16 protein-coding genes are annotated in these 24,122 nt (G+C 43.8%); 15 read left to right on the top strand and 1 reads right to left on the bottom strand.

The genetic code is table 11. The features are described from left to right. From APA_RS06225 to APA_RS06200, 6 genes are all read left to right on the top strand, one after another. On the top strand, positions 1 to 1,836 hold a 1,836-nt coding region (locus APA_RS06225; protein WP_201321443.1), incomplete at its 5' end, for an ATP-binding protein. Positions 1,837 to 1,865: 29 nt separating this feature from the next. After that, the gene (locus tag APA_RS06220) at positions 1,866 to 2,663 is read left to right on the top strand and encodes an alpha/beta fold hydrolase (protein WP_201321442.1); all 798 of its coding nucleotides are present in this window, start codon (positions 1,866 to 1,868) and stop codon (positions 2,661 to 2,663) included. A gap of 99 nt (positions 2,664 to 2,762) precedes the next feature. Continuing rightward, complete coding sequence (locus tag APA_RS06215) at positions 2,763 to 4,523, top strand: GAF domain-containing protein (RefSeq protein WP_201321441.1); 1,761 nt, start codon at positions 2,763 to 2,765, stop codon at positions 4,521 to 4,523. Between the two features lie 131 nt (positions 4,524 to 4,654). Continuing rightward, positions 4,655 to 9,238, top strand: a complete 4,584-nt coding sequence (locus APA_RS06210) for a PAS domain S-box protein (RefSeq protein ID WP_201321440.1) — start codon at positions 4,655 to 4,657, stop codon at positions 9,236 to 9,238. Between the two features lie 3 nt (positions 9,239 to 9,241). Further along, a complete protein-coding gene (locus APA_RS06205) occupies positions 9,242 to 9,664 on the top strand; it encodes a response regulator (protein ID WP_201321439.1) in 423 nt (140 codons plus the stop codon). Positions 9,665 to 9,667: 3 nt separating this feature from the next. Continuing rightward, complete coding sequence (locus APA_RS06200; RefSeq protein WP_201321438.1) at positions 9,668 to 12,727, top strand: response regulator; 3,060 nt, start codon at positions 9,668 to 9,670, stop codon at positions 12,725 to 12,727. Between the two features lie 131 nt (positions 12,728 to 12,858). Here the strand turns inward: APA_RS06200 and APA_RS06195 are convergent, their stop codons facing one another. Beyond that, entirely contained in the window at positions 12,859 to 13,746 is an 888-nt protein-coding gene (locus APA_RS06195; RefSeq protein ID WP_201321437.1) for an ion channel, read from the bottom strand. A gap of 182 nt (positions 13,747 to 13,928) precedes the next feature. Between APA_RS06195 and sfsA the strand changes: the two genes are divergently transcribed. From sfsA to APA_RS06150, 9 genes are all read left to right on the top strand, one after another. Beyond that, positions 13,929 to 14,642 (top strand): DNA/RNA nuclease SfsA, encoded by a 714-nt coding sequence (gene sfsA, locus APA_RS06190; RefSeq protein ID WP_201321436.1) that lies wholly within the window; start codon positions 13,929 to 13,931, stop codon positions 14,640 to 14,642. Positions 14,643 to 15,014: 372 nt separating this feature from the next. Beyond that, entirely contained in the window at positions 15,015 to 15,542 is a 528-nt protein-coding gene (locus APA_RS06185) for a hypothetical protein (protein WP_201321435.1), read from the top strand. A gap of 267 nt (positions 15,543 to 15,809) precedes the next feature. Next, the gene (locus tag APA_RS06180; RefSeq protein WP_201321434.1) at positions 15,810 to 16,034 is read left to right on the top strand and encodes an RNA chaperone Hfq; all 225 of its coding nucleotides are present in this window, start codon (positions 15,810 to 15,812) and stop codon (positions 16,032 to 16,034) included. 122 nt (positions 16,035 to 16,156) lie between these two features. Next, positions 16,157 to 16,939, top strand: a complete 783-nt coding sequence (locus tag APA_RS06175; protein ID WP_201321433.1) for a Uma2 family endonuclease — start codon at positions 16,157 to 16,159, stop codon at positions 16,937 to 16,939. A gap of 41 nt (positions 16,940 to 16,980) precedes the next feature. Then, positions 16,981 to 18,096, top strand: a complete 1,116-nt coding sequence (locus APA_RS06170) for a hypothetical protein (RefSeq protein ID WP_201321432.1) — start codon at positions 16,981 to 16,983, stop codon at positions 18,094 to 18,096. Positions 18,097 to 18,207: 111 nt separating this feature from the next. Next, positions 18,208 to 20,091 carry a long-chain fatty acid--CoA ligase gene (locus tag APA_RS06165; RefSeq protein WP_201321431.1) on the top strand — a complete coding sequence of 628 codons (1,884 nt, stop codon included), beginning with the start codon at positions 18,208 to 18,210 and terminating at the stop codon, positions 20,089 to 20,091. A gap of 163 nt (positions 20,092 to 20,254) precedes the next feature. After that, the gene (locus tag APA_RS06160; RefSeq protein WP_103666990.1) at positions 20,255 to 20,710 is read left to right on the top strand and encodes a YlqD family protein; all 456 of its coding nucleotides are present in this window, start codon (positions 20,255 to 20,257) and stop codon (positions 20,708 to 20,710) included. Between the two features lie 83 nt (positions 20,711 to 20,793). Continuing rightward, positions 20,794 to 22,380 (top strand): B12-binding domain-containing radical SAM protein, encoded by a 1,587-nt coding sequence (locus tag APA_RS06155; protein WP_201321430.1) that lies wholly within the window; start codon positions 20,794 to 20,796, stop codon positions 22,378 to 22,380. 82 nt (positions 22,381 to 22,462) lie between these two features. Continuing rightward, positions 22,463 to 24,091 (top strand): B12-binding domain-containing radical SAM protein, encoded by a 1,629-nt coding sequence (locus tag APA_RS06150; RefSeq protein WP_201321429.1) that lies wholly within the window; start codon positions 22,463 to 22,465, stop codon positions 24,089 to 24,091. Positions 24,092 to 24,122 lie beyond the last annotated feature (31 nt).

Here is a 24,122-nt window from a genome sequence, read left to right as displayed (position 1 = left end):
GAACTATTAATACGTCAGCAATCTCAATTGAAAATAGCGCAGCAATTGCGACAACAGCAAACCTTAGCGACAATCATCAATAAAATTCGCGAATCACTTAGTCTCAAAGAGATTCTGGCAGTGGTGACTCAACAGGTTAAAGATGTGCTGTCTGGCGATCGCGCGATCGTCTTTCAACTATTTGATAATGGTAACAGCCAAATTGTCGAAGAATCTTTACATAGTAACTTTCCCAATCTCAAAGACCTTAATTGGGAAAACGAAGTTTGGTCACAGGAAATTCTCGATTGCTATTGGCAAGGCAAGCCTCGCATTGTACCCGATGTGATGAATGACATTTGGACAGAATGCCTAGTGGAATACTCGATCGAAGGTCAGATCAAGTCCAAAATTATCGCGCCAATTCTCCTAGAGGCGCACATTAGCGAAAATCATCGCTGGGTAGAAACGGAGGGATCTAAAAAGCTGTGGGGTGTTTTGGTAGTCCATGCCTGTACAGAAGCGCGAGAATGGCAAGATTTAGAAGCTCAACTGCTCCAACAAATTGCGAATCAATTAGCGATCGCCATTCAGCAAGCTAGTCTCTTCGAGCAATCTCAAAAAGAAATTGCGGAACGTAAACAAGCCCAACAACAATTAACAGAAACCAACCAACAACTCGTCCGTGCAACCAGACTCAAAGACGAATTTCTCGCCAATATGAGTCATGAACTGCGGACACCGCTCAATTCAATTTTGGGAATGAATGAAGCTCTACAGGACGAAATATTTGGCAGCATTAAAGAGGGGCAACTTAAAGCATTGCAAATCATTGAGAATAGTAGTAGGCATCTTTTAACATTGATTAATGACATTCTCGATGTTGCCAAAATTGAGTCTGGACAAATCACGCTAGAGCTAACAGCAACAGAGATCGACAGCCTCTGCAAGTCGAGCATGGCATTTATCAAGCAGCAAGCATTAACAAAGCGAATTCAATTAATACCTAGAATTCCTAAGTATTTGCCAGAAATAATGATAGATGAAACGCGGATTCGACAAGTCTTAATCAATCTGCTAAATAATGCTGTTAAATTTACTCTGGAAGGAGGGACAATCACTTTAGAAGTATCGCAAGTTCAAATTGAAAGCAGTACAACCAATCTAACGCCCCTAAATTACTTAAAGATAGCCGTGATTGATACTGGAATAGGCATCTCGGCAGAGAACATACAGAAACTGTTCCAACCCTTTATTCAAATCGATAGTGCGCTGAACCGTCAATATAATGGCACAGGGTTGGGGTTGGCTTTAGTCAAAAGACTTGTAGAAATTCATGGAGGAAACGTAGAACTGACTAGTGAGGTGGGAGTCGGTAGTTGCTTTGCGATTAATCTTCCCATTAATATCGGCTCCCTAGCAATCGAAGAACAAACTGAGCAGGACTTGTCAGGACAGCCTCAGATAGGTCAAAGCCAAACTGAAGGACTAATTTCACCCTTAATTTTGCTGGCAGAAGATGACGCGGCTAATATTGCGACATTCTCCAGTTACCTCGAAGCTAAGGGCTACCGCATTTTATTGGCAACTGATGGACAACATGCGATCGATCTTGCCAAAGCGGAGCATCCCGACTTGATTTTGATGGATATCCAGATGCCAGTTATTGATGGATTAGAGGCTATTAAGCAAATTTGTCTCGATCCTAATCTGGCTGATATTCCAATTATTGCGCTGACGGCTCTAGCAATGGAAGGCGATCGCGAAAAATGCTTGGCAGCAGGAGCTAATGAATATTTGACTAAGCCTGTAAAATTAAGGGATTTATTTCTAAGTATTCAAAAGCTTTTAAGTTGATTGTGCATAGTTAAGCTAGGAGACCAAAGATGAATCAAAATATTCTGGTAAGAAACAATGTAAGGATCTTTGGCGAAGGCGATCGGCCAATGCTCCTTGCGCATGGATTTGGCTGCGATCAAAATATGTGGCGATTTATCACCCCTGAGTTTGCGGCTAATTATAAAATCATTCTTTTTGATTATGTGGGTTCAGGCAAGTCAGATTTGCAAGCCTACAGTCCAGAACGTTACTCAGAACTAAATGGATATGTTCAGGATATTCTCGAGATCTGTGAGTCACTTGCGCTCAAGGATGTGATTTTTGTGGGGCATTCTGTCAGTGGTATTGTTGGAATTCTTGCATCTATTCAAGCGGCACACTTATTTGAGCGATTGGTTTTGATAGGTCCATCGCCCTGCTATATCAACGATTTGCCTAACTACTTTGGTGGATTTGAGCGCAAAGATATTGAAGACTTACTGGATATCATGGAAAAAAATTATATCGGTTGGGCGAACTTCTTGGCACCTGTGATTATGAAAAATGCCGATCGCCCTGAACTAACACAAGAGTTAGAGACGAGCTTTTGTTCGACCGATCCTGTGATTGCCAATCACTTTGCTAGAGCGACTTTTTATTCTGACAATCGAGATGATCTACCCAAAGTTACAGTGCCGTCTCTAATTTTACAATGTGCTGAAGATGCGATCGCGCCTATCGAAGTTGGAGAATATATGCATCGACACCTGCCTAAAAGCACTTTGAAATTCATGAAGGCAACAGGGCATTGTCCACATATGAGTCATCCTGATGAGGTAATCGAGCAGATCAAAGAATACCTATAGCTCCGACGATATGCTCCTCGTCATATCATTACACAGCGCTAATAGATAGCACTATAACTATAATTGCTCTAGTTCTGAAAATCCCTTATATTCATTCATGTGAGCCAACAGATTGACGAAGTATTAAATAATGCCCCATGCGGGTTTCTCTCGTTTACTGACGATGGCTTGATTGTGCTAGCTAATGTCACGCTGGCACAACTACTAGGTTATGAGACTGATAGCCTTCGTGGCAAAAAGTTTGAAATGATTTTACCGATCGCTAGTCGTATTTTTTATCAAACTCATTTCTTTCCACTCTTAAAACTACATGGCAAAATCGAAGAGATCTATTTCTCATTGAGAGCGAAAGAAGGTCATGATATCCCGATGTTGATCAATGCATCGAGGCGCTGTGAGGGAGAAGATTTTGTCTATGATTGTATTTTTATTCCCATTCTTCAACGCATTCAGTACGAAGATGAAATCTTGAAAGCAAAGAAAGCCGCAGAGGTGGCTAAGATTGCTCAACAGCAGGCAGAAACTGCGTTGCGTCAGCAATACGATCGAGCGCTCCTCATTGCAGAAATTACTAACCGCATTAGGCTTCATCTCGATTTGCCTACTGTTTTTGAGATTGCGACAGAGGAGATTCGTAAGTCTATTCGCGCAGATCGCGTTGGCATTTATAAATTTACTCCTGACGCTGATTTTAATGATGGTGAATTTGTCTATGAATCACTCGAAGACAATATTGACTCGATACTCGCTATTAAAATCGGCGATCGCATTTTTGCTGACAAATATGCCGATTTGTATTTGCATGGACGTATTCAAGCAATTGATAATATTAGTCATGCAGATCTAACGGAATGTCATAAAGAATTTTTGCAGCAATTTCAAATCCAAGCTAACTTAGTCGTACCTTTGCTCGAAGGAGAGGCTTTTTTATGGGGATTGCTATGCATTCATCAATGTTCTGCACCGAGACAATGGCAGGAGATTGAGATTGAGTTTGTACAGCAAATTGCAAATCAACTTGCGATCGCCATCCAGCAAGCTAATTTAGTGGAACAGTTACAGTCTGAGCTAGCAGAACGACAGCGAGCCGAAGACAGACTGATCGAGGCTAATGCCCAGCTCTCGATGTCTAATCTCGAACTACGAAAAACCAGTGCTCAACTAGAAGTATCTAACCATGAACTAGAATCTTTTTCCTATTCTGTTTCCCATGACTTACGCGCACCATTACGGGCGATCAATGGGTTCAGTCAAATCTTGCTTGAAGACTATGGCGATCGCTTTGATGATGATTGCAAAGATTACTTTAGTCGCATTCAACGTAACGTCGATCGCATGGGAACGCTGATCGAAGACTTATTGTTGCTATCGCGGATATCTAGATCGGAAATGCGCTATGACAAGGTCAATCTTAGCAAACTAGTCCAAGAGATTTCTGACGATATCCAAGCTTTGCAGCCAGAGAGAATAGTGGAGCTGATCGTTGTGCCAGATGTCATGGTCTACGCCGATCTCAACCTTATGCGCGTAGTCTTAGAGAATCTTTTACAGAATGCTTGGAAATTTACTAGTCGTCATCCTACGGCTCAGATTAGTTTTGGCATTGCCCAAAATCTAGATCAACCGTCAGCACAAACGACTTATTTTATGCGTGATGACGGTGCAGGGTTTAATATGGAGCAAAGCTCTAAACTATTTGGAGTATTTCAACGATTACACAACACCAGTGAATTCACTGGCACGGGGATTGGCTTGGCAACAGTCCAGAGAATAATTCATCGTCATGGAGGCAAAATTTGGGCAGATGGAGCGATCGAACAGGGAGCTACTTTTTACTTCACCTTACCCAATCCACCTTGAAAGCCCAAAATTAGTTTCAGTAAGGTTTTGGAGTTTTCATTTTGCCTACAGCAAAATGAAAACCGCTACAAAAAGAGATCTACCGTTCGTTTCGGAAAGTAATTTCTATTCACACTACGCCGCAAACCGTTATGTCTAAACCCACAACGACACTCACTCAAACCGAACTAAAATCGGCAATCGTGCGTAATCCTTTGGTGGTTACTGCCGAAACTACTGTGATGGAGGCGATCGCTAAAATGAGCGAGACAAGGACGATCTGCGCCGCCGACCATACAGGAGACTCAGATAACGTCCACCTCGAAGCAAGATCGAGTTGTGTATTGGTGATGGAAGGGGAAAAAGTTGTCGGCATTATGACCGAACGCGATGTGGTGCGTCTCAGCGCCCAGCAGCGATCGCTTGACACTGTGACCTTGAGCGAGGTGATGGCATCGCCTGTGGTCACGTTGCGAGAAGCTGACTTTACCGATCTGTTTTCGGCGGTGAATATGCTTCAGCAGCGCCGCATTCGCCATATGCCTGTTTTAGATCGCGACGATCGCCTTTTGGGCATGATTACCCACGAGAGCTTGCGACAACTGGCGCGACCTGTCGATTTATTGCGCTTGCGTTTGGTGTCAGAGGTGATGACAGCAAATGTAGTCTGTGCTGAGCCATCGACATCGATGCTTGCGATCGCCCAAACTATGGCAGATCTTCGAGTGGGTTCAGTCTTGATTGTAGAAACCCAAATCGATCTAGAGAGTAACCCCTTGCAAATCCCCTTGGGCATTATCACTGAACGCGATATTGTTCAGTTTCAATCCCTAGGGCTGCAATTAGAGCGCGTGGAAGTGCAGATGGTGATGAGCGCACCTGTGTTCGCGGTACACCCAAACGATACCCTGATGGTGGTACAGCAAATCATGGAGCAGCGATCAATCCGCCGCTTGGTTGTGACAGGCGATCGGGGAGAACTATTGGGTGTTGTGACTCAGACCAGTTTGTTAAATGCACTCAATCCATTGGAGCTATATACCCTATCCAAGATTTTGGAGCAAAAGGTTTCGCAGCTAGAGGCAGAGAAAATAAAACTGCTGGAAAATTACAATGCTGAACTAGAGCATCAAGTCGAGCAACGCACGGCTGACCTCCATGCTAAGTTCGAGCGGGAGCAGTTGATCGCCAAGATTTCAACAGGTATTGCGGCTTTATTTAGTTTGCCAGAAATCCTCAATGCCGCAGTCCAAGAACTGAGATCGTTCCTTGGTTGCGATCGCATGTTAATTTGGCAGTTTCAGCCCGATGGGAGCGGTGTGATTGTCTCTGAGTCGGTGGGCACTGGTTGGCGAGCATCATTGCATGATGCCATTGACGATCCCTGTTTTCGTGGGGATATTGCTCTAAGGTATGGCGAAGGTCGCACAAGCGCGATCTCCAATATCCATCAGACCAATTATCCCAACTGTTATGTTGAGATGCCAGAGGCATATCAGGTTAAGTCCAATCTTGTTGTTCCTATTCATGTCTCAGGAAAATTATGGGGATTGTTGATTGGACATCAGTGTGACGATTATCGAGTGTGGGAAGATGCGGATTTGATCTTATTAGATGAGATAGCAGTACAGATTGCGATCGCGATCCAGCAAGCTGCCGCCCGTGAGCAAGCCCAAATCGAACAAGCAGAGCGGCAACGCGCTGAAACTGCTCTCAGGGAGAGCGAACAAAAATTTCGCGCCATTTTTGACAATATGTTCCAACTTATCGGTCTGTTGTCACCCGCAGGGATTTTGCTAGAAGCTAATCCAGCTTGGCTAACGGTGGCTGGGGTAGAGCTTGAAGATGTCGTGGGGAAACCCTTTTGGGAAACACATTGGTGGCAGGGTTTGCCAGAGGCACAACTACAGTTGCGACAAGCGATCGCCCGTGCTGCCAAGGGTGAATTTGTGCGCTATGAAGTTGAGGTTTTAGGAACAAATCAAACGATTTTCCCTATTGACTTCTCATTGCGCCCCATCTTTGATGAATCTGGACAAATCGTGTTATTGATTCCTGAAGGGAGAGATCTTAGAGAGGTAAAACGTCGTGAGTTAGAACTTAAACTGAGCGAACAAAGATTTACCTCTTTGGCTGCTGCTGCCCCTGTCGGAATTTTTCGTACGGATACTGAAGGCAACTGTCTCTATGTAAATGAGTGCTGGTGTCAGATTGCGGGACTCAGCGCCTCTGATGCCGCAGGCTTTGGCTGGATCAGTGGTATCCATCCTAGCGATCGCGAACTAGTCTCGGCAGAATGGAATGAGTCTGTGCAAGCTAACCGACCTTTTTATTTAGAATATCGATTTCTAAATGACTTAGAGCAAGTTACTTGGGCACTTGGTCAGTCGCAGGCTGAACGAGATGCGATGGGCGAAATCATTGGCTATGTCGGGACGATTACGGATATTAGCGATCGCAAAGCTACCGAAGAACAAGCCCAGCACCGTCTGGATATCCTAGAAGCTGCAAGGGATATCATTGCCTCTATAGATTTCACAGGAAAAATCACCTATTTCAATCAGGCAGGAAGAGCGCTATTAGGCATTGCCCTAAACGAAGACGTTTCTCAGACCCATAATACCGACTATCATTCGCCCGAAATGGCTGATTTTATTTTGCGAGAAGCGATTCCCCAGTGCTTACAGCAGGGGTTTTGGGCAGGAGAAACCCGATTCCGACGACGGGATGGAAGCGAGTTTCCTGTCCTACAGACCATCGTGTGCCATCGCCAGAAAGATGGTTTTATCAGCCATTTCTCTACGATCGCGAGGGATATCAGCGATCGCAAACAAGCCGAAGCGGCCCTACAGCAGCTCAATCAGGAATTAGAAATAAAAGTAGAGCAACGAACTGCGGCGCTAAAGGCGAGCGAAGCCACCAATCGCGCCACTTTAGAGGCGATTCCCGACCTGTTATTGCGACTGAGGCGCGATGGCACTTGTGCGGAATACATTAGGCCGGGAATACGAGCAGATAATTTTATACCCGTCGAGAAGCATATTTCAGAAGTTCTGCCCCAAGAGTTGTTGCAGACTCAGTTACAAATTATCGAGCAGGCAACACTCACAAAGGAATTGCAGATTTACGAGCATCAATTTCGCAAACGCGATCGCATGGTTTATGAAGAGATTCGGATCGTAGCCATTAACGACCAAGAGGTTTTGGCAATTGTGCGCGATATCAGCGATCGCAAACAGGCTGAGTTAGCTATTCAAGAAAGTGAAGCCAGATTTCGCTATTTGGCAGATAATGCTCCTGTGTTGATTTGGCTGTCGGGCTTAGATACACTTTGTTTCCACTTTAATAAAACTTGGCTAGACTTTACAGGGCGGACGATGGAGCAGGAATTTGGAAATGGCTGGGCTGAAGGCGTTCATCCTGACGATTTGCAATTTTGTTTAGATGTCTATACGACTTCCTTTGAGATGCGTCAATCTTTTGAGATGGAATATCGTCTCAGAAGATTTGATGGTGAGTATCGCTGGCTGCTAGATACGGGAATACCCCGATTTGATGCCGATGGTGAGTTCTTGGGATATATCGGCTCTTGTACTGATATTAGCGATCGCAAGCAACAAGAAGAAGAACTGCGAAACCTCTCTACTCGCCTCACCCTAGCAGCAAAGTCAGCAGCGATCGGCATTTGGGACTGGGATGTCATTCAAAATATCCTCACTTGGGATGACCGCATGTATGAGATGTATGGCATCACACCCAATCAGTTCACGAGCATCTATGAAGCTTGGTCAAACAGCTTACATCCAGACGATCGTAACGTGACTGAATTGGCGATTCAACAAGCACTAACAGGTGAAAAAGACTACGATCCTGAATTTCGGGTCGTACATCCCGACGGAAAAATTCGCTTTATCCAAGGCTATGCAATAGTACAGCGCGACGCACAGGGTGAAGTGCAGCGTATGGTTGGGGTTAACTTTGACATTACCGATCGCAAACAGGCCGAATCTCAAATCTTGCAAACCACTGCTCAGTTGCAATCCTCCAACCAAGAGTTAGAAGCCTTTGCTTATTCTGTTTCCCACGATCTCCGCTCTCCCCTCAGAGCGATCGATGGCTATAGCAATGCATTAATGGAAGATTATAATGACAAATTAGACGATGACGGTCGTGACTACTTCGAGCACATCCGCCGCAATATTAAACGCATGGGAATGTTAATTGATGACCTGTTACGTCTCTCCCGCGTGTCGCGATCGGAAATGCAGTATAGCTATGTTAACCTAAGTGCATTAGTTGAAGAACAAGTAAGTGAATTACAAGCATTAGAGCCTGAAAGAAAGGTAGAAGTAGTCATCCTCCCGAACATATTTGTATCAGCCGATCTCACCTTGATGCGAGTTGTGATCGGGAACTTAGTCCAAAATGCTTGGAAATTCACCAGCCATCACGCAACATCGCGCATTGAATTTGGCGTAATGCATCAGGAAGATCAATTAACCTATTTTATCCGTGATGATGGTGCAGGATTTGATATGGCATTTGCTAAAATGCTATTTGGAGTCTTCCAACGTCTACATAACACTAATGAGTTTGCAGGCACTGGCATCGGGCTGGCAAGCGTACAGAGAGCGATCCATCGACATGGTGGAAAGGTCTGGGCTGAGGGATTTGTCGAAAAAGGTGCGACAATCTATTTTACAGTGCCGCATACATCGTCTAGAACAGGGTTTTAAATCATGGCAACGCAATCGACCATCTTACTAGTTGAAGATAATCCCGATGACGAGCGTTTGGCTGTCAGGGCATTGCGTCGCGCCAAAATCACCGCTGAAATCCTCATCGCTCGCAATGGAGAAGAGGCTCTAACGACACTCTTTAATGCAAATTGCCTTCCCATTGTCATGCTGTTAGACTTAAAATTACCAAAAATTGATGGGCTAGATGTTTTAAAAGCTGTCCGTGCTAATGAAAAAACTCGTCTGTTGCCAGTGGTGATCCTCACCTCATCAAGTGAAGAACGGGATATTATTGCAAGTTATGACCTAGGTGCAAATAGCTATGTTCGGAAACCAATTGAATTTGATCGATTTACCGAAGCTGTGGGTCAATTGGCAATTTACTGGACAGGTATTAATGAACCAATCAATCCAGAGAGATAACACATGGTTGATTTTCTAAATGTTTTAATCGTCGAGGATGTAGAAGATGACGCGATCTTGACAGTCAGAGCACTACGTCAAGCTGGTTTCAATTTTGACTGGGAGCGAGTCGAAACACCTGAAGAACTCCTCAAGGCTTTAGACAGTCGTAATTGGGATGTGGTTATTTCTGATTACTATTTACCAAAAATCCAAGCGCCACAGGTGCTAGAAATCTTTAAACAAAGTCAACTCGATGTGCCCGTCATCGTGATTTCAGGAGCGATTGGAGAATCTTTAGCCGTCGAGCTGATGCGGCAAGGAGCTAATGACTACTTCCTAAAAGGGAACTTGTCGCGACTCGGTGAAGCAGTGCGCCGCGAGATTCGAGATGTCCAAAGCCGAGCCGAACGCCGCAAAGTGGAATTAGAGTTAGATCTTATTAAAGAACGGTTGCAACTTGCGGTTGAATCTTCGGGCATGGGCTTATGGGACTGGGCTATTCCGACAGGAGCCTTGTCGATCAACGATCGCTGGGCGGAGATGATTGGCTATAGTCTTGAAGAATTGGAGCCTCTAAGTATTGAAACATGGTGGCAAAATATCCATCCTGATGATTTGCAAAAAGCTAATTTAGTTCTAGAAAAATATTTTCAAAAAGAAACTGAGACTTACGAATGCGAACTAAGGATGCGCCACAAATTGGGCGGGTGGGTTTGGGTCTTGGTGATTGGGAAGGTGATAAAGTGGGCTGCTGCTGGTAAACCACTGCGGATGACTGGGACACATCTCGATATTAGCGGACGCAAGCAATCTGTCGAGATGTTCTTAGAGCTAAATAAATCCTTAGAAAAAAGAGTGCAGGCTCGTACTGCTGATTTGCAACGAAGTGAGATGCACCTGCGCGAGACTCAACAGATTGCCCATCTTGGTAGTTGGGAATTAGATGTGCAAACTAGAAAAAATTCTTGGTCGATGGAAATTTTCAGGATTTTTAGACTCGATCCCAATTTCCCAGAGCCAAACTCTGAAGATCTGCTAACATATTTCCCAATCGACGATCGCAAGCGATTTCTCCAGCTCATCGATAGAGCAATTCAGCTTGGGGAAACCTTTGAAACAGATTTACAGATTATTCGCGCTGATGGTTCTTTTGGTCATGTGTTTATGAAAGCCGAGGCTGTCTGGAATGCAGACGATATAGTGACGAGATTGTTTGGGATTGCTATGGATATTAGTGATCGCAAACAATCTGAAGCCCAATTGCAACAACAAATAAAGCAGCAAATCTTGATGGCGGAAATCACCAAACGGATAAGGCAATCGTTAGATTTGCAAACTATTTTTGATACAGCCGTGCAGGAAATGCAAAATTTCCTTGATACCGATCGCATCGGTATCTTTAAGTTCTATCCCGAATCTGATTTTGATGATGGTGAAATTGTCTCCGAAGCCCTCGTCGAAGGATTCCCATCAGCTTTGGCTATCAGGGTTCATGACCATACCTTTGGCGAAAACTATGCAGCTCTCTATGCTAATGGGCGAGCTTATATCGTCGATGATATCTATAAAAATGGATCGCAAGTCTGTCACGTTGATATCTTGGCAAGGTTTCAGGTAAAAGCAAATATCGTGATGCCCTTGCTTTGCGGCGAAGAGTTGTGGGGCTTGTTATGCATCCATCAATGTGGGACAACTCGTCATTGGCTCCAACATGAAATTAACTTTTGCTATCAGATCGCCGATCAGTTAGCGATCGCCATCTATCAGGCGAATCTATTGGAACAAGCAAAGCAAGAACTTACAGAAAAGCAGCAAGCAGAAACAATGCTAACTGAGAGCTATCAACAACTCGCCCACACCAATGAAGAACTCATCCGTGCAACAAGGCTCAAGGATGAGTTTCTTGCCAACATGAGTCATGAGCTGCGCACGCCGCTCAATGCTATTTTGGGGATGACCGAAGCAATGCAAGAACGTGTTTTAGGCGCAGTAAGCGATCGCCAAATCAAAGCACTATTAACAATTGAACGCAGTGGTAATCATCTCTTATCATTGATCAATGATATTCTCGATCTCGCAAAAATTGAATCTGGAAAAATCACCCTAGATTTGACGGCTACATCCATTCAAATGCTATGCCAATCAAGCTTGGTATTCATTAGACAGCAGGCTCACCAAAAATCTATTCAATTAATAGAGGAAATTCCTAAGGATTTACCAGATCTAATGGTTGATGAAAGGCGCATCCGTCAAGTGCTGATCAACCTGCTAAATAATGCTGTCAAATTTACGCCTGAAGGTGGGAGCATCACTCTAGAGATATCACGACTTACTCCCGAACAAATGCCCGCAATCGCCACTACATCTACGATGGTATATTTGCGAGTTGCAGTGATTGATACTGGTATTGGCATTTCAGCAGAGAATATCTCGAAGCTATTTCAACCATTTGTGCAAATTGATAGTTCCCTAAATCGCAAATATGAAGGAACGGGATTGGGGCTAGCGCTAGTGAAACGAATTGTGGAACTACATGGGGGGCAAGTGCGGCTAACAAGTGAAAGAGGCGTGGGTAGCTGCTTTGTGTTTGAGCTGCCCTATAATGAGAGCAGCTCATCTTCTCTAAATCTTTCTCTTGAGCCAGTTCTCAAAGCAGAAGATACTCCTGAAAAGAGCGAGCTAGATCCAACATGGTCACCATTGATCTTGATCGCAGAAGACAACGAAGCTAATATCATTACATTCTCTGGTTATCTAGAAGCTAAGGGGTATCGAATGCTCTTGGCAAGGGATGGACAGCAAGCGATCGCTCTCGCCAAAGCCCATCAACCTGATTTGATTTTGATGGATATCCAGATGCCATGCATAGATGGAATAGAGGCAACCCAACAAATTCGTCGCGATCCTAATTTGATTGATATTCCGATTATTGCTCTGACCGCTCTAGCGATGGCAGGCGATCGCGAAAGGTGCTTAGAATCTGGAGCTAATGATTATCTAGCTAAGCCTGTAAAACTTAAAGCTTTAGACCAAATGATTCAAACCTACTTTAAAGATATCTCCTTCCCAGTGAAGAATTAGTGGTGCGCGGCTTTGCCGCGCACCACTAATTCTTCACTGTACAACGTCTATTCTTTCGGTGGAAAGGGAGTATGCGACAACGAGTAGAGAGTGAGAGGCGGCGCAAAGCGCCGCCTCTCACTCTTTTGGCTTTATATAGCTATTGTCTCGTGAAAATAAGTGTAATCTAGATAGCGATGTCCATCATTTCCCATGTGAATCACATCGACAAAACGGCGATCGAACATCAGGTTGCGGGCGGCATACATATGCCGAGCGTGGAGCGTACCTTCAACTGTTTCATCGACACCAGTCAACGATACAAGTACTTGAGCATGTAATCGTTCCATTGTTTCTAAAGTCAAACCATACAAAGGACTGCTTTGATCGATGGTATGCATCACTGTCCATGACAGTAAAAAGACGGGAGAATGATCGCGCACTAATTTTAATTCATGCAATCGCCGCATCATCTGCCCTTCTTCCGTCACTTCATCGATCATCAGATAAACACTCAGTTTGGCTTCGAGAATATTATTACGCCTTTCGTTGGCAGCACGAAACATGAGAGTCGGAATACCATTGTAGTTATGAATCGTGGCAACACGGCTAAACATCACACGGGAAGAAGATTTGGCAAATCTAGTAAAGGCTATTCCCGTGATCACCGCAAATAACATCAAACTTGCGATCGATTCTAACGTAACTATCAGATTTGCATAAAGTGTATGGGGATTCATCACTCCATAGCCTATGGAAGCAAGTGTCTGAACACTAAAGAAGAAAGCTTCCATAAAGCCTACTTTTTCGACACCTGCGATCGCCTTGGCATCGAGTAAATAGAGAACTGCAAAAACCGCATTAAGGAATATATCAAATCCCACTACGATCCCAAAAAATCCGATCCAAGGAATTGTTAACAAGAGATGATAAGGATCGCGAAAATAAGAATGCCAAGAGTTTCCGCCGACAACTTGAAGAACGCCATCACGCTGTTCTAACTTAATTAGAGGACGATGCAGCTTACGTTTGATTCCCATATTACGGCTTGCCTTCACAATGGATTTTTCTTCATGTTAGTATGAGCAGCGCAAAGTGCTGCCTATAAATTCAGCAATTTACAAGTATACAAACCCCAATATTTTGGTTAAAAGTGTTGCAAAGCAACACTTTTAACCAAAATATTGGCTTTTACTTTAGCGCAAAGCGCTGTAAATCTACAATGTCACAAGTCCATACTTATTCCGATCTAATCGCAGGTCATCTGGTCAGCCGCTACAAACGTTTCTTTGCGGATATAGAGCTAGAGAATGGTGAACTAATTACTGCTCATTGTGCTAATACTGGCCCAATGACAGGTGTATGCAAAATTGGTAGTCCTGTTTTGATTTCTCATCACTCCAATCCTAAGCGTAAACTTGCCTATAGTTGGGAAGCTATTTATCTAGATGAACAATGGATTGGGATTAATACGAGTCTTCCCAATCGTGTCATCGGACATATGCTCGATCGCCATTTACTTCCAGCGTTAGAGCCTTATACAGATTTAAAGGGTGAAGTTGGCTATGGTAACGAAAAGAGCCGTATTGATTTCCTCTTGACTGATAGTGCTACCGCTAAAAGAACATATGTGGAAGTTAAAAATACAACTTGGTGTATGGGAAGTTTGGCTTTATTTCCTGACACAGTAACGACAAGAGGACAAAAGCACCTGCGTGAACTAATGTCCGTAATCACAGAAGATACTTCTGCCGCTTTAATTTTCTTTGTCAATCGTGGCGATTGCGATCGCTTTGCCGCAGGAGCACAAGCCGATCCCGAATATGCAAGACTTTTAAAAGAGGCGATCGCTAAAGGCGTGAAGGTATTACCTTGTCGATTTGCGATCGAGCCAACAAAAATTACATACCTAGGTTTAGCAAATCTGGAATATTAGCAAAAAAAATAGAGGGGCTTAAAACGCCCCTCTATTTTTTTTGAGTTGATTCCTTACAGATATGTAAAAGGTTTAACGATTTTCCAGAATGTGTAGGGAACACCAAGACTCAAAACAAAACAAACTGCTATTTCTGCCATAGGTCAAGAGACAAGTTTTGTATAGATAAGTTTTTGATCGATAGCAGAGACTGCTAGATGGATCTTCTATATTACAGCCTTTTCTCTATTTTTGCTATATTCAGTCGGGGGATATAAATATTTTCGCCAAACTCTCCAACTTGTGATAGTCTGTCTCCCTGACGGGGTTACTCCGAAAACTAAGCATAAATCTAAGTAAATAAATCGTTTCTCACACAAGGAAGTGATAGCAATGAAAAATATAACTAACTTAAATAAAATTTTGATTGGCTTGACTGCGTTGGGATGCATGTCAGCGATCGCGGCAGTTCCATCAGCTCAAGCTCAGCCCGCTTATGGTAGCTACGTAGGCGCAGGTGCTAGTTTTGGCTTTACAAGTGGCAATGCTGCCGCAGGTGAAAGCTCTCGCACATCTGGACTAGTTGCTGCTCGCTATAAGTTTCTAGAACTCCCTATTTCGATCAGAACTCAAATTTTGGTTGGCAATAGTACCGCAGTTGTTCCAACAGTTTCCTTTGATGTGCCATTAAACTTTGATACCGATGTATATATTGGTGCAGGTGTAGCGCTTTCTAATACCGTTGATACCACACCTGTAGGCAACAGAAATAGCTTTGTGATTCAACCTGGTATTGATTACACAGTACCTAATAGTAATCTTGTCCTATTTGGCAATGTGATCTTCGCCTTTGATGCCTATCGCAATTCTGGTGGAACATCGGCAACCTCTTTACAAACTGGTTTAGGTTTACGATTCTAAACCCCAAGATGTATACCGCCCGCGTATCTGGCGGTATACATCTTGGGTCTGGGTTTTTAATTATGTCCTCAAAAAACAAACTAAAGGCAGCTCCAAGGGCTGCCTTTAGTTTTAGCAATTTTCATTGTTAAAATCGGTTTTGATGAAAGTCCGCCAACGGCGGACTTTCATCAAAACCGATTTTGGATTTTTCAGCACCTACGGCGCTGAAAAATCCAAAATCGGTTTCATAATGATAGTATTCGTAAAACTGCCATAGGTAAGACGATGAGCGCACCAACAGCAACCAAAATCGGACTCAATACGGCTCTGCCAAGCATTCGCCGCATTCATGCCATTATTCGCGACAAAAACGAAGTCGAAGTCAAACTAATGACAGGAGATCAACTGCGCGGCAGGATTGTTTGGCTTGACGATCAATGCCTTTGTATGGAAGCATCTGGACATAAGATCGTGATTTGGCAACATGCGATCGCCTTTATCAAAGGCTAACTAACTTTTGAGGTCTGCACAAAGCTCGGTGTGATTGTGTAAGGCTCACGCGCAGCGTGAGCCTTAGCTAATGATTTGGTACAGAATAAAGCACTGTATCAACTAGATTTTTTGGAGGATATATGGTTGCGACACCGCCTTCTACTGTGAAATCTCCCCTCGTAATCAAGTGGGAAAAATTGCCAGATGATATGCCTCTAGAGGAAGAACCTGTGGAAAACGAAGGTCAACCGCTTTTGGCAGGGGCTTTGCGCGAAAGCTTAGAATTGGCAGATTTTATTCAGCCTGAGATGTTGATTGTGTCTAACTTTGGCTTATGTGCTACGGTCAACGATACGCTCTCGGTCAAGGCTCCTGATTGGTTATATGTCTCGTCTGTGCAAAAGTATGAGACGATTCGCGATCGCCGTAGCTATACACCCACGCTCGAAGGGGCGACCCCGACTGTAGTGATGGAATTTTTGTCCCATAGTGATAGTGGCGAATATTCAGTCAAGCGAACTTTTCCCCTTGGCAAATGGTTTTTTTACGAGCAAATTTTGCATGTGCCTGTATATGTGATTTTTGAACCAGTTACAGGTGAGTTAGAGGTCTACTATCTGCAAGGCGATCGCTATGAACTCGCTCAACCAAATGCGGAAGGACATTTCTGGATTGAGTCGATGAAGTTGTACTTGGGCGTATGGCAGGGCAACAAAGAACAGCGTGATGGCTATTGGTTGCGCTGGTGGGATGAGCTAGGCAATATTTTGCCTTGGGCTGTTGAGCTAGTTGCGCAGGAGCGTCAAATTGCAGAGCAGGAACGTTTACGGGCTGAGCTAGCAAATGAACGGGCTGAAAAATTGGCTAACTATTTGCGATCGCAAGGGATTAATCCCGATCAATTACCTCAAGCTGAAATCTAATAAGGGCTGAGCGAAGCGCTGCTCTTATTAACGAGTAAATCATGAAAGTAGAATTTTATTACAGTCAGCGTAAGTATGAATGCATGGTTGTGTTGCTGCCTGATGATCAGGGGGAGAAAAAGGAGTTACGCATCCGCAATCACGAAGGTGAAATATTAGCTATAAGGCAAGGACAAAAGACTGCTTTGCGAGGTAAAAGTCGGGCTACTTCACAGGAAGTAGATATTTTAAAAAATAATTACTACAACTTAATCAAAGCCGCTGTCAATGCTCTCGATCTGGCAGAAAAGTACAAACTCCTCAAGGATAAAGATGAGGAAATTCGCTTACTTAATGCAGAGATCGCTATTTTCAGGGAAAAGGCTAATCTTACAGATACAGAAAGAGGAGAGATATTACAACTCAGAGATCAACTCAAAACTTTAGCCGATCAGCAAAACATTGCCACCTTTAATTATGACGAACAAGAGACTGAATCAAAACTAATTAAAAGGCTTGGAGTTAAAGCTTGGGAAAACATTGAAATATCTAGTAAAAATGATTTATTTAGTGCCTATAAACATAAGTATTTAGTTGAGTCTGACATTTTTACAGAAGATTTTTCAGACTACAAACCCTCCTGTTTATATATTGCCAGCGTTGTTGAAAGAGAAATTGTGCAGTCTTTTTTTAAGAGCTTCTATCACTTTCTTTGCAAACAAAATCCAATGCAAAAAGATTTTGCGATCGCTGGAGTGATTCTCAAAAACAGAGGGAAATATACCATTGGGAGTTTGCCTTACTTGATTGCAAAGGAATGGGATACTTTTAGTGATGAAATTTTAAATAGAGATAGTTTATCTAATACTGATCGAGATCGTCTTTACTATCACAAAGTTAATGATCAGAAAATATCAACCAGCGATCGCCAATTAGTAAATGAATTTTTAGAGCAGTGGGATCATCCAGTCTCTGGTTGGCTCTCAGGCAATCAAAAAGCCGCTAGTAAAATCGACCAAATCGCAAAATTACGCAACTTGACGGCGCATCCTATGCCAATATACAAATGGCAATTTACAGAATTATGGCTTCTAGTTATTGGTGGTAAAACTAAAAGCGGTCGTAACCAGAAGGGGTTGCTCAAGGAAATATATGAGAAATCAAATGCAATCCATTGAAAATAACCAATGGTTTTAGAAATAATCCAATTCTTAAGTTAATGCTTATTTTTTAACTACAATTCCTAGTAATCAAAAATAATTAAACATTAGTGAGTCCGCCCCTAAATTATGGCTATATCCTTTCCTCCTTCGCAAGCCTCTAGCCTCTGGCAACTCTGGCAACAGGGTGCAAAAAATCATCCCGATGCGATCGCACTTTATGATCCCCATGCTAAGCCCCCTGTCAGAATTTCTTACAAAGATACCTTTGAGCAAATTAATGCCTTTGGTGCTGGTTTGCGATCGCTGGGTATCCAGTTTGGCGAAAAAGTTGCCCTAATTGCCGATAACTCACCGCGTTGGTTGATTGCCGATCAAGGAATTTTAGCGATCGGGGCAGCTAATGCCACCCGTAGCTCTCAAGCTGAACGGAGCGAATTGCTCTACATCATCGAGCATAGTGATAGCGTTGCGATCGTCGTTGAGAATCTCGCCACCCTCAAAAAACTCGAACCTGAACTACATACATTACCTGTCAAGCAAATTATTTTGCTCTCAGACGAAACGCCACCCGAAGGCGCGTTTAACTTTCAGCAACTACTGACAAGAGGCAGTAGCAAAGACCTAGGCATAGGCAATGTAGACATAAAGCGCGACACGCTGGCGACGCTGATCTATACCTCAGGCACAACTGCCAAGCCTAAAGGAGTAATGCTAACTCACGGTAATTTCTTGTTTGAAGTTGAAGCTGCCCAATCAGTATTAAAACTGAATGTTAACGAAAAAGTATTAAATATTTTACCAACATGGCATTCCTACGAACGTACCTTTGAGTATTTCGCTTTTTCGCAAGGTTGCACCGAGATTTACACCAATCTCCGCATGATCAAAAAAGATCTCAAGGAGCAGAAACCTCATTACATGGTTGCTGTACCGCGTCTGTGGGAATCGATCTATGAAGGTGTACAGAAAAATTTTCGCGATCAACCTGCGAACAAACAGCGTTTAGTCAATTTCTTTTTCAAAGTTAGCCACAAATATATAGTTGCTAAGCGGATTTTCCAGGGGTTAAATGTCGAAAATCTTTATCCTTCTTTAGTTGATAAATTAGTTGCATTGCCTTCAGTTTTAGCGCTGTGGGGGCTTCACAAACTTGGCGATAAATTGGTTTATCAAAAAGTGCGCGAAGCAACTGGCGGACAACTCAAATATGTTGTCAGTGGCGGCGGCTCGATCGCCGAACACCTTGAAGACTTTTATGAAATTGTTGGCATCGAAATTTTGGGTGGCTACGGCTTGACCGAAACCTCACCAATTACCCATGTGCGTTGTCCAAATCGTAATATTCGCGGTGGCGATGGACAGCCCGTACTCAATACCGAAACTCGCATTGTCGATATGTCTACAAGAGTCGATGTGCCAATCGGTCAGCAAGGGCTAGTTTTAATTCGAGGGCCACAAGTGATGCAGGGATATTACAAAAATCCTGAAGCCACGGCAAAAGCGATCGATCCGCAGGGCTGGTTTGATACAGGGGATTTGGGCTATGTCAGTAAATGGGATGATTTGGTCATCACAGGTCGCGCCAAGGATACGATCGTCTTAACTAATGGCGAGAATATTGAGCCACAGCCGATCGAAGATGCTTGTATACGTAGTGCCTATATCGATCAGGTGGTGTTAGTGGGGCAAGACCAAAAGCAGTTGGGTGTGTTGATTGTTCCTAATCTCTCAGCACTTGAAGCCGCAAGTTTAGTTCCTGCTGATTCTATTTTGGCGGATATTTTGCCATTGTTAAATAATCCCAAAATTCGGAATCTCTATCGCGAAGAACTCAACCGTGAAGTCCAAAACCGCCCTGGATATAGCATTAACGATCGCATCGGTGTTTTCGAGTTCTTGCCTGAACCATTTACCATCGATAATGGGTTTCTGACGCAAACATTCAAGATCCGACGTAACATCGTATTTGAGCGTTATCAAGATATTATTGTCAAAATGTTTACTTCCTAAAAGTGAAAGCAGCAAAGCTGCTTTCACTTTTAGGACTTAGGCAAAAGGACGCAATGTAGGGGCAATTCATGAATTGCCCCTACGCTGGAATGAGGGTTTCAATGTAGTTTTGCATAAGCCCTAACATTAAAAACTACTAAATTTGGAGACAAGTGTGAATTCGATGGATTTTTCTAATCAGCTTTTATTGCGTCGCACCGCCAATATTCAAGTAATTGTGACGCAGCGCTGGAAAGAGGAAATGCAGCAACAACTGCAACAACAAATTGCCCAACTGGATGGTCAAGTGCAGCAAGTCGATGCTCAAGGCTCACGTCAGATTAACGAAATTGAACGCCAAAGCATCAAGCCATTTTCTGCCGAAGTTTCCAATGCGATCGAAGGCATTCGCGCAGAAATGAATCGGGTCAAGGCAGAATTATTAGAACAAAAGAATCAATTGTTGACCCAATTGACCCAAGTCCAAAATCTGGAACTGGAGCAAGAAGTTTCTCAAGGACAGCTTGACAGCTACTTCCCCGCTGGTAAAGGCGATAATTTGATTGCCCAAATGCGCGTCGAAATTGTCCTCCGCGACGGCATCATCGAAGATATCCGTACTGGTTTTCCTGCTGTCTAAAGACCCTCACCCCCAGCCCCTTCTCCCTCAGGGAGAAGGGGCTGGGGGATGAGGGTAATTCCCGCCCACTTACCCCTAAACACATGAACGTTCTGCTGGTTTATCCACTTTTTCCAAAAACATTTTGGTCTTATGAAAAAATCTTGGAGCTAGTAAATCGGAAAGTGTTACTACCGCCTCTAGGTTTGATCACGGTTGCAGCCATCTTGCCCCAAGAATGGAACTTTAAACTAGTCGATCGCAATGTGCGCTCAATCACAGAGGCGGAGTGGCAATGGGCGGATTTAGTAATTCTGTCGGCAATGATCGTCCAAAAAGATGACCTTTTATCTTTAATCAAAGAAGCAAAGCAACGTGGTAAAAAAGTTGCTTGTGGTGGGCCTTATCCTACTTCGATGCCTGAAGACCCTCAAGGTGCAGGTGTTGATTACCTGATTTTGGATGAGGGTGAAATTACTTTGCCAATGTTTGTGGAGGCGATCGCGAAAGGTGAAACCAGTGGCACGTTCCGCACTACCGAAAAGCCAGATATCACGGGTACTCCTGTTCCGCGTTTTGACCTTTTAGAACTAGATGCTTATGACTCGATGTCGATCCAGTTCTCGCGGGGATGCCCCTTCCAATGCGAATTCTGCGACATCATTGTACTTTATGGACGCAAACCCCGTACTAAGACTCCCGCCCAACTACTTGCAGAACTCGATTGTCTCAATGAGCTAGGTTGGCGACGTAGCGTATTTATGGTTGATGACAATTTTATTGGTAACAAGCGTAACGTCAGGTTGTTGTTGCAAGAGTTAAAAACTTGGCAGCTAAATCATCAATATCCTTTTAGTTTTATCACCGAAGCATCTGTAGATCTAGCGGCTGACCAAGAACTGATGGATCTGATGATGGAATGTCGTTTTGACGCTGTGTTCGTTGGTATTGAAACTCCTGACGAAGAAAGCTTGCAACTTACTCAAAAGTTCCAAAATACCCGCTCTTCTTTGTTTGAAGCTGTCGAAACAATCACCAAGACAGGATTGCGGGTAATGGCTGGGTTTATCATTGGGTTTGATGGCGAAAAATCTGGAGCAGGCGATCGCATTGTCCAATTTGTTAAGCAGACTGGCATTCCTGCCACCACTTTTGCGATGTTGCAAGCACTACCGCATACTGCGCTCTCACATCGTCTCGAAAAAGAAGGACGCTTGCGGAGTGGGAATGGCAATATTAACCAGACCACACTGTTGAATTTTGTGCCGACTCGCCCAATCGAAGAGATCGCTCATGAATATGTTGAAGCCTTTTGCGCGCTCTACGAGCCAAATGCCTATCTTGATCGTGTTTATAGTTACTACCTTAAGATGGGTGCACCTAGAGTTAAACCTCCAGCTCAGTCCCCTAGCTGGATCGATCTCAAGGCTCTTGCGATCGTTGTTTGGAGGCAAGGATTTAAACGCAATACTCGTTGGAAGTTCTGGCATCATTTGTTTAGCATGATCAAGAAAAACCCTGCGGTTTGGGAGCAATACCTGACTGTCTGCGCGCACAATGAACATTTTATGGAGTACCGCGACATCGTGCGCAATGAAATCGAAGGACAATTGGCTACTTATTGGGTAGAAGAAGAGCGGTTGCAAAAACTTCAGACTGTTCCTGAAAAAGAGTTTGATCTAGCAAGCTAGGCTTATAAAGGGCGGTGCTTCGCGCCGCCCACTATAATATTCACAGTACAAATACTTAAGAACAACCCCCCAATTATAAATAATGCGCGTTTTACTCGTCTATCCCTTATTCCCCAAAAGCTTCTGGTCGTTTGAAAAAACTCTAGAATTAGTTGGTTATAAGGCTCAACTACCACCTCTTGGCATGGTCACTGTGGCAGCGATCTTGCCACAAACTTGGGAATTTAAGCTAGTCGATCGCAATATTCGTGATATCACTGAAGCCGAGTGGCAATGGGCGGAAGTAGTTATCCTCTCGGCGATGATCGTCCAAAAGGAAGATTTCTTAGCCCAAATTCAAGAAGCCAAGAAACGCGGTAAATTAGTTGCTGTGGGTGGACCCTACCCCACCGCTTTACCTGAAGAAGCGAAAGTTTCGGGTGCAGATTTCTTAATCCTTGATGAAGGCGAAATTACATTGCCGATGTTTGTCGAAGCAATTGAAAGAGGCGATCGCTCAGGTATTCTCAGAGCCAACGGTGAAAGACCTGCGGTAACCGAAACGCCGATCCCTCGTTTCGAGCTACTCGAAATGAACCGCTATGCCGAAATGTCAGTACAGTTTTCTCGCGGTTGTCCTTTCCAATGCGAATTTTGTGACATCATTGTTCTTTATGGTCGCAAGCCCCGCACAAAGACCCCTGCGCAAATTATTGCCGAATTGCAATATCTCTACGATCTTGGCTGGCGGCGCAGTATCTTTATGGTTGATGACAACTTCATTGGCAATAAGCGCAACGTCAAAGTCATGCTCCAAGAGTTAAAACCTTGGATGAAGGAGCGCAATTATCCGTTCTCCTTTGCCACAGAAGCATCGGTCGATCTTGCCCAAGACCCTGAAATGATGCAGATGATGGTGGAATGTAATTTTGGTTCCGTCTTCCTCGGTATCGAAACCCCTGACACTGATAGTTTGGCGCTCACTAAAAAGTTCCAAAACAATCGCGATCCTCTCTCGGAATCAGTGATTAACATCGCCAAAGCAGGAATCCGTGTCATGGCTGGATTTATCATCGGCTTTGATGGTGAGAAAAAAGGTGCAGGCGATCGCATTGTCCAATTTGTCGAAGAAACCGCCGTTCCCACAGCGCTGTTCAGTATGCTGCAAGCTTTGCCTGATACGGGCTTATGGCATCGCTTGAATAAAGAAGGGAGGATGATTAAGCAAAACAGCAATGGACATCAAGCAACTTTGATGAACTTCGTACCTACCCGTCCACTCGAAGACATTGCGAATGAATATGTTCATGCCTTCTGGACTCTTTATGATCCAATGGTTTTTCTCAATCGCACCTACCGCCATTTCCTGATTTTGGGCGAATCACCCTATAAAAGCCTCAAGCGAGAAAAGACTGATAAAAAGAAAAAGACGGAATGGACAGCCATTCGCGCATTGTTAATCTTGGCATGGCGACAAGGTTTTGTCCGCAAAACGCGCTTCCAATTCTGGATTAATCTCTTTGACTTGATGAAGCGTTATCCTAACGTGGTCATTAGTTATCTATCAGTTTGTTCTCAAGCAGAACATTTTCTCGAATATCGCTTGATCGTCCGTCAACAGATTGAAGCGCAACTTGCTGATTATCTTGCTAATCCTCCTATAGTTCAACCGAAGGTTCTACCAAAGGAGCAGCCAGTGGAGCAAATGCAAGATTTGCAAGAAGTTAAGTAGCAATAGGCAAAAGCGGCGCGAAGCGCCGCTT

This window comes from Pseudanabaena sp. lw0831, assembly GCF_016584665.1.
Taxonomy (GTDB): domain Bacteria; phylum Cyanobacteriota; class Cyanobacteriia; order Pseudanabaenales; family Pseudanabaenaceae; genus Pseudanabaena.
This window is presented reverse-complemented; position numbering and strand designations above follow the sequence as displayed.

What these genes read in the sequence shown, in the direction of transcription:
- APA_RS06220 (WP_201321442.1), top strand. Translation starts at nt 1,866, where the DNA reads ATGAATCAAAATATTCTGGTAAGAAACAATGTAAGGATCTTTGGCGAA.
- APA_RS06195 (WP_201321437.1), bottom strand. Translation starts at nt 13,746, where the DNA reads ATGGGAATCAAACGTAAGCTGCATCGTCCTCTAATTAAGTTAGAACAG.
- APA_RS06175 (WP_201321433.1), top strand. Translation starts at nt 16,157, where the DNA reads ATGGTTGCGACACCGCCTTCTACTGTGAAATCTCCCCTCGTAATCAAG.
- sfsA (WP_201321436.1), top strand. Translation starts at nt 13,929, where the DNA reads ATGTCACAAGTCCATACTTATTCCGATCTAATCGCAGGTCATCTGGTC.
- APA_RS06185 (WP_201321435.1), top strand. Translation starts at nt 15,015, where the DNA reads ATGAAAAATATAACTAACTTAAATAAAATTTTGATTGGCTTGACTGCG.
- APA_RS06150 (WP_201321429.1), top strand. Translation starts at nt 22,463, where the DNA reads ATGCGCGTTTTACTCGTCTATCCCTTATTCCCCAAAAGCTTCTGGTCG.
- APA_RS06165 (WP_201321431.1), top strand. Translation starts at nt 18,208, where the DNA reads ATGGCTATATCCTTTCCTCCTTCGCAAGCCTCTAGCCTCTGGCAACTC.
- APA_RS06205 (WP_201321439.1), top strand. Translation starts at nt 9,242, where the DNA reads ATGGCAACGCAATCGACCATCTTACTAGTTGAAGATAATCCCGATGAC.
- APA_RS06180 (WP_201321434.1), top strand. Translation starts at nt 15,810, where the DNA reads ATGAGCGCACCAACAGCAACCAAAATCGGACTCAATACGGCTCTGCCA.
- APA_RS06200 (WP_201321438.1), top strand. Translation starts at nt 9,668, where the DNA reads ATGGTTGATTTTCTAAATGTTTTAATCGTCGAGGATGTAGAAGATGAC.
- APA_RS06170 (WP_201321432.1), top strand. Translation starts at nt 16,981, where the DNA reads ATGAAAGTAGAATTTTATTACAGTCAGCGTAAGTATGAATGCATGGTT.
- APA_RS06160 (WP_103666990.1), top strand. Translation starts at nt 20,255, where the DNA reads ATGGATTTTTCTAATCAGCTTTTATTGCGTCGCACCGCCAATATTCAA.
- APA_RS06210 (WP_201321440.1), top strand. Translation starts at nt 4,655, where the DNA reads ATGTCTAAACCCACAACGACACTCACTCAAACCGAACTAAAATCGGCA.
- APA_RS06155 (WP_201321430.1), top strand. Translation starts at nt 20,794, where the DNA reads ATGAACGTTCTGCTGGTTTATCCACTTTTTCCAAAAACATTTTGGTCT.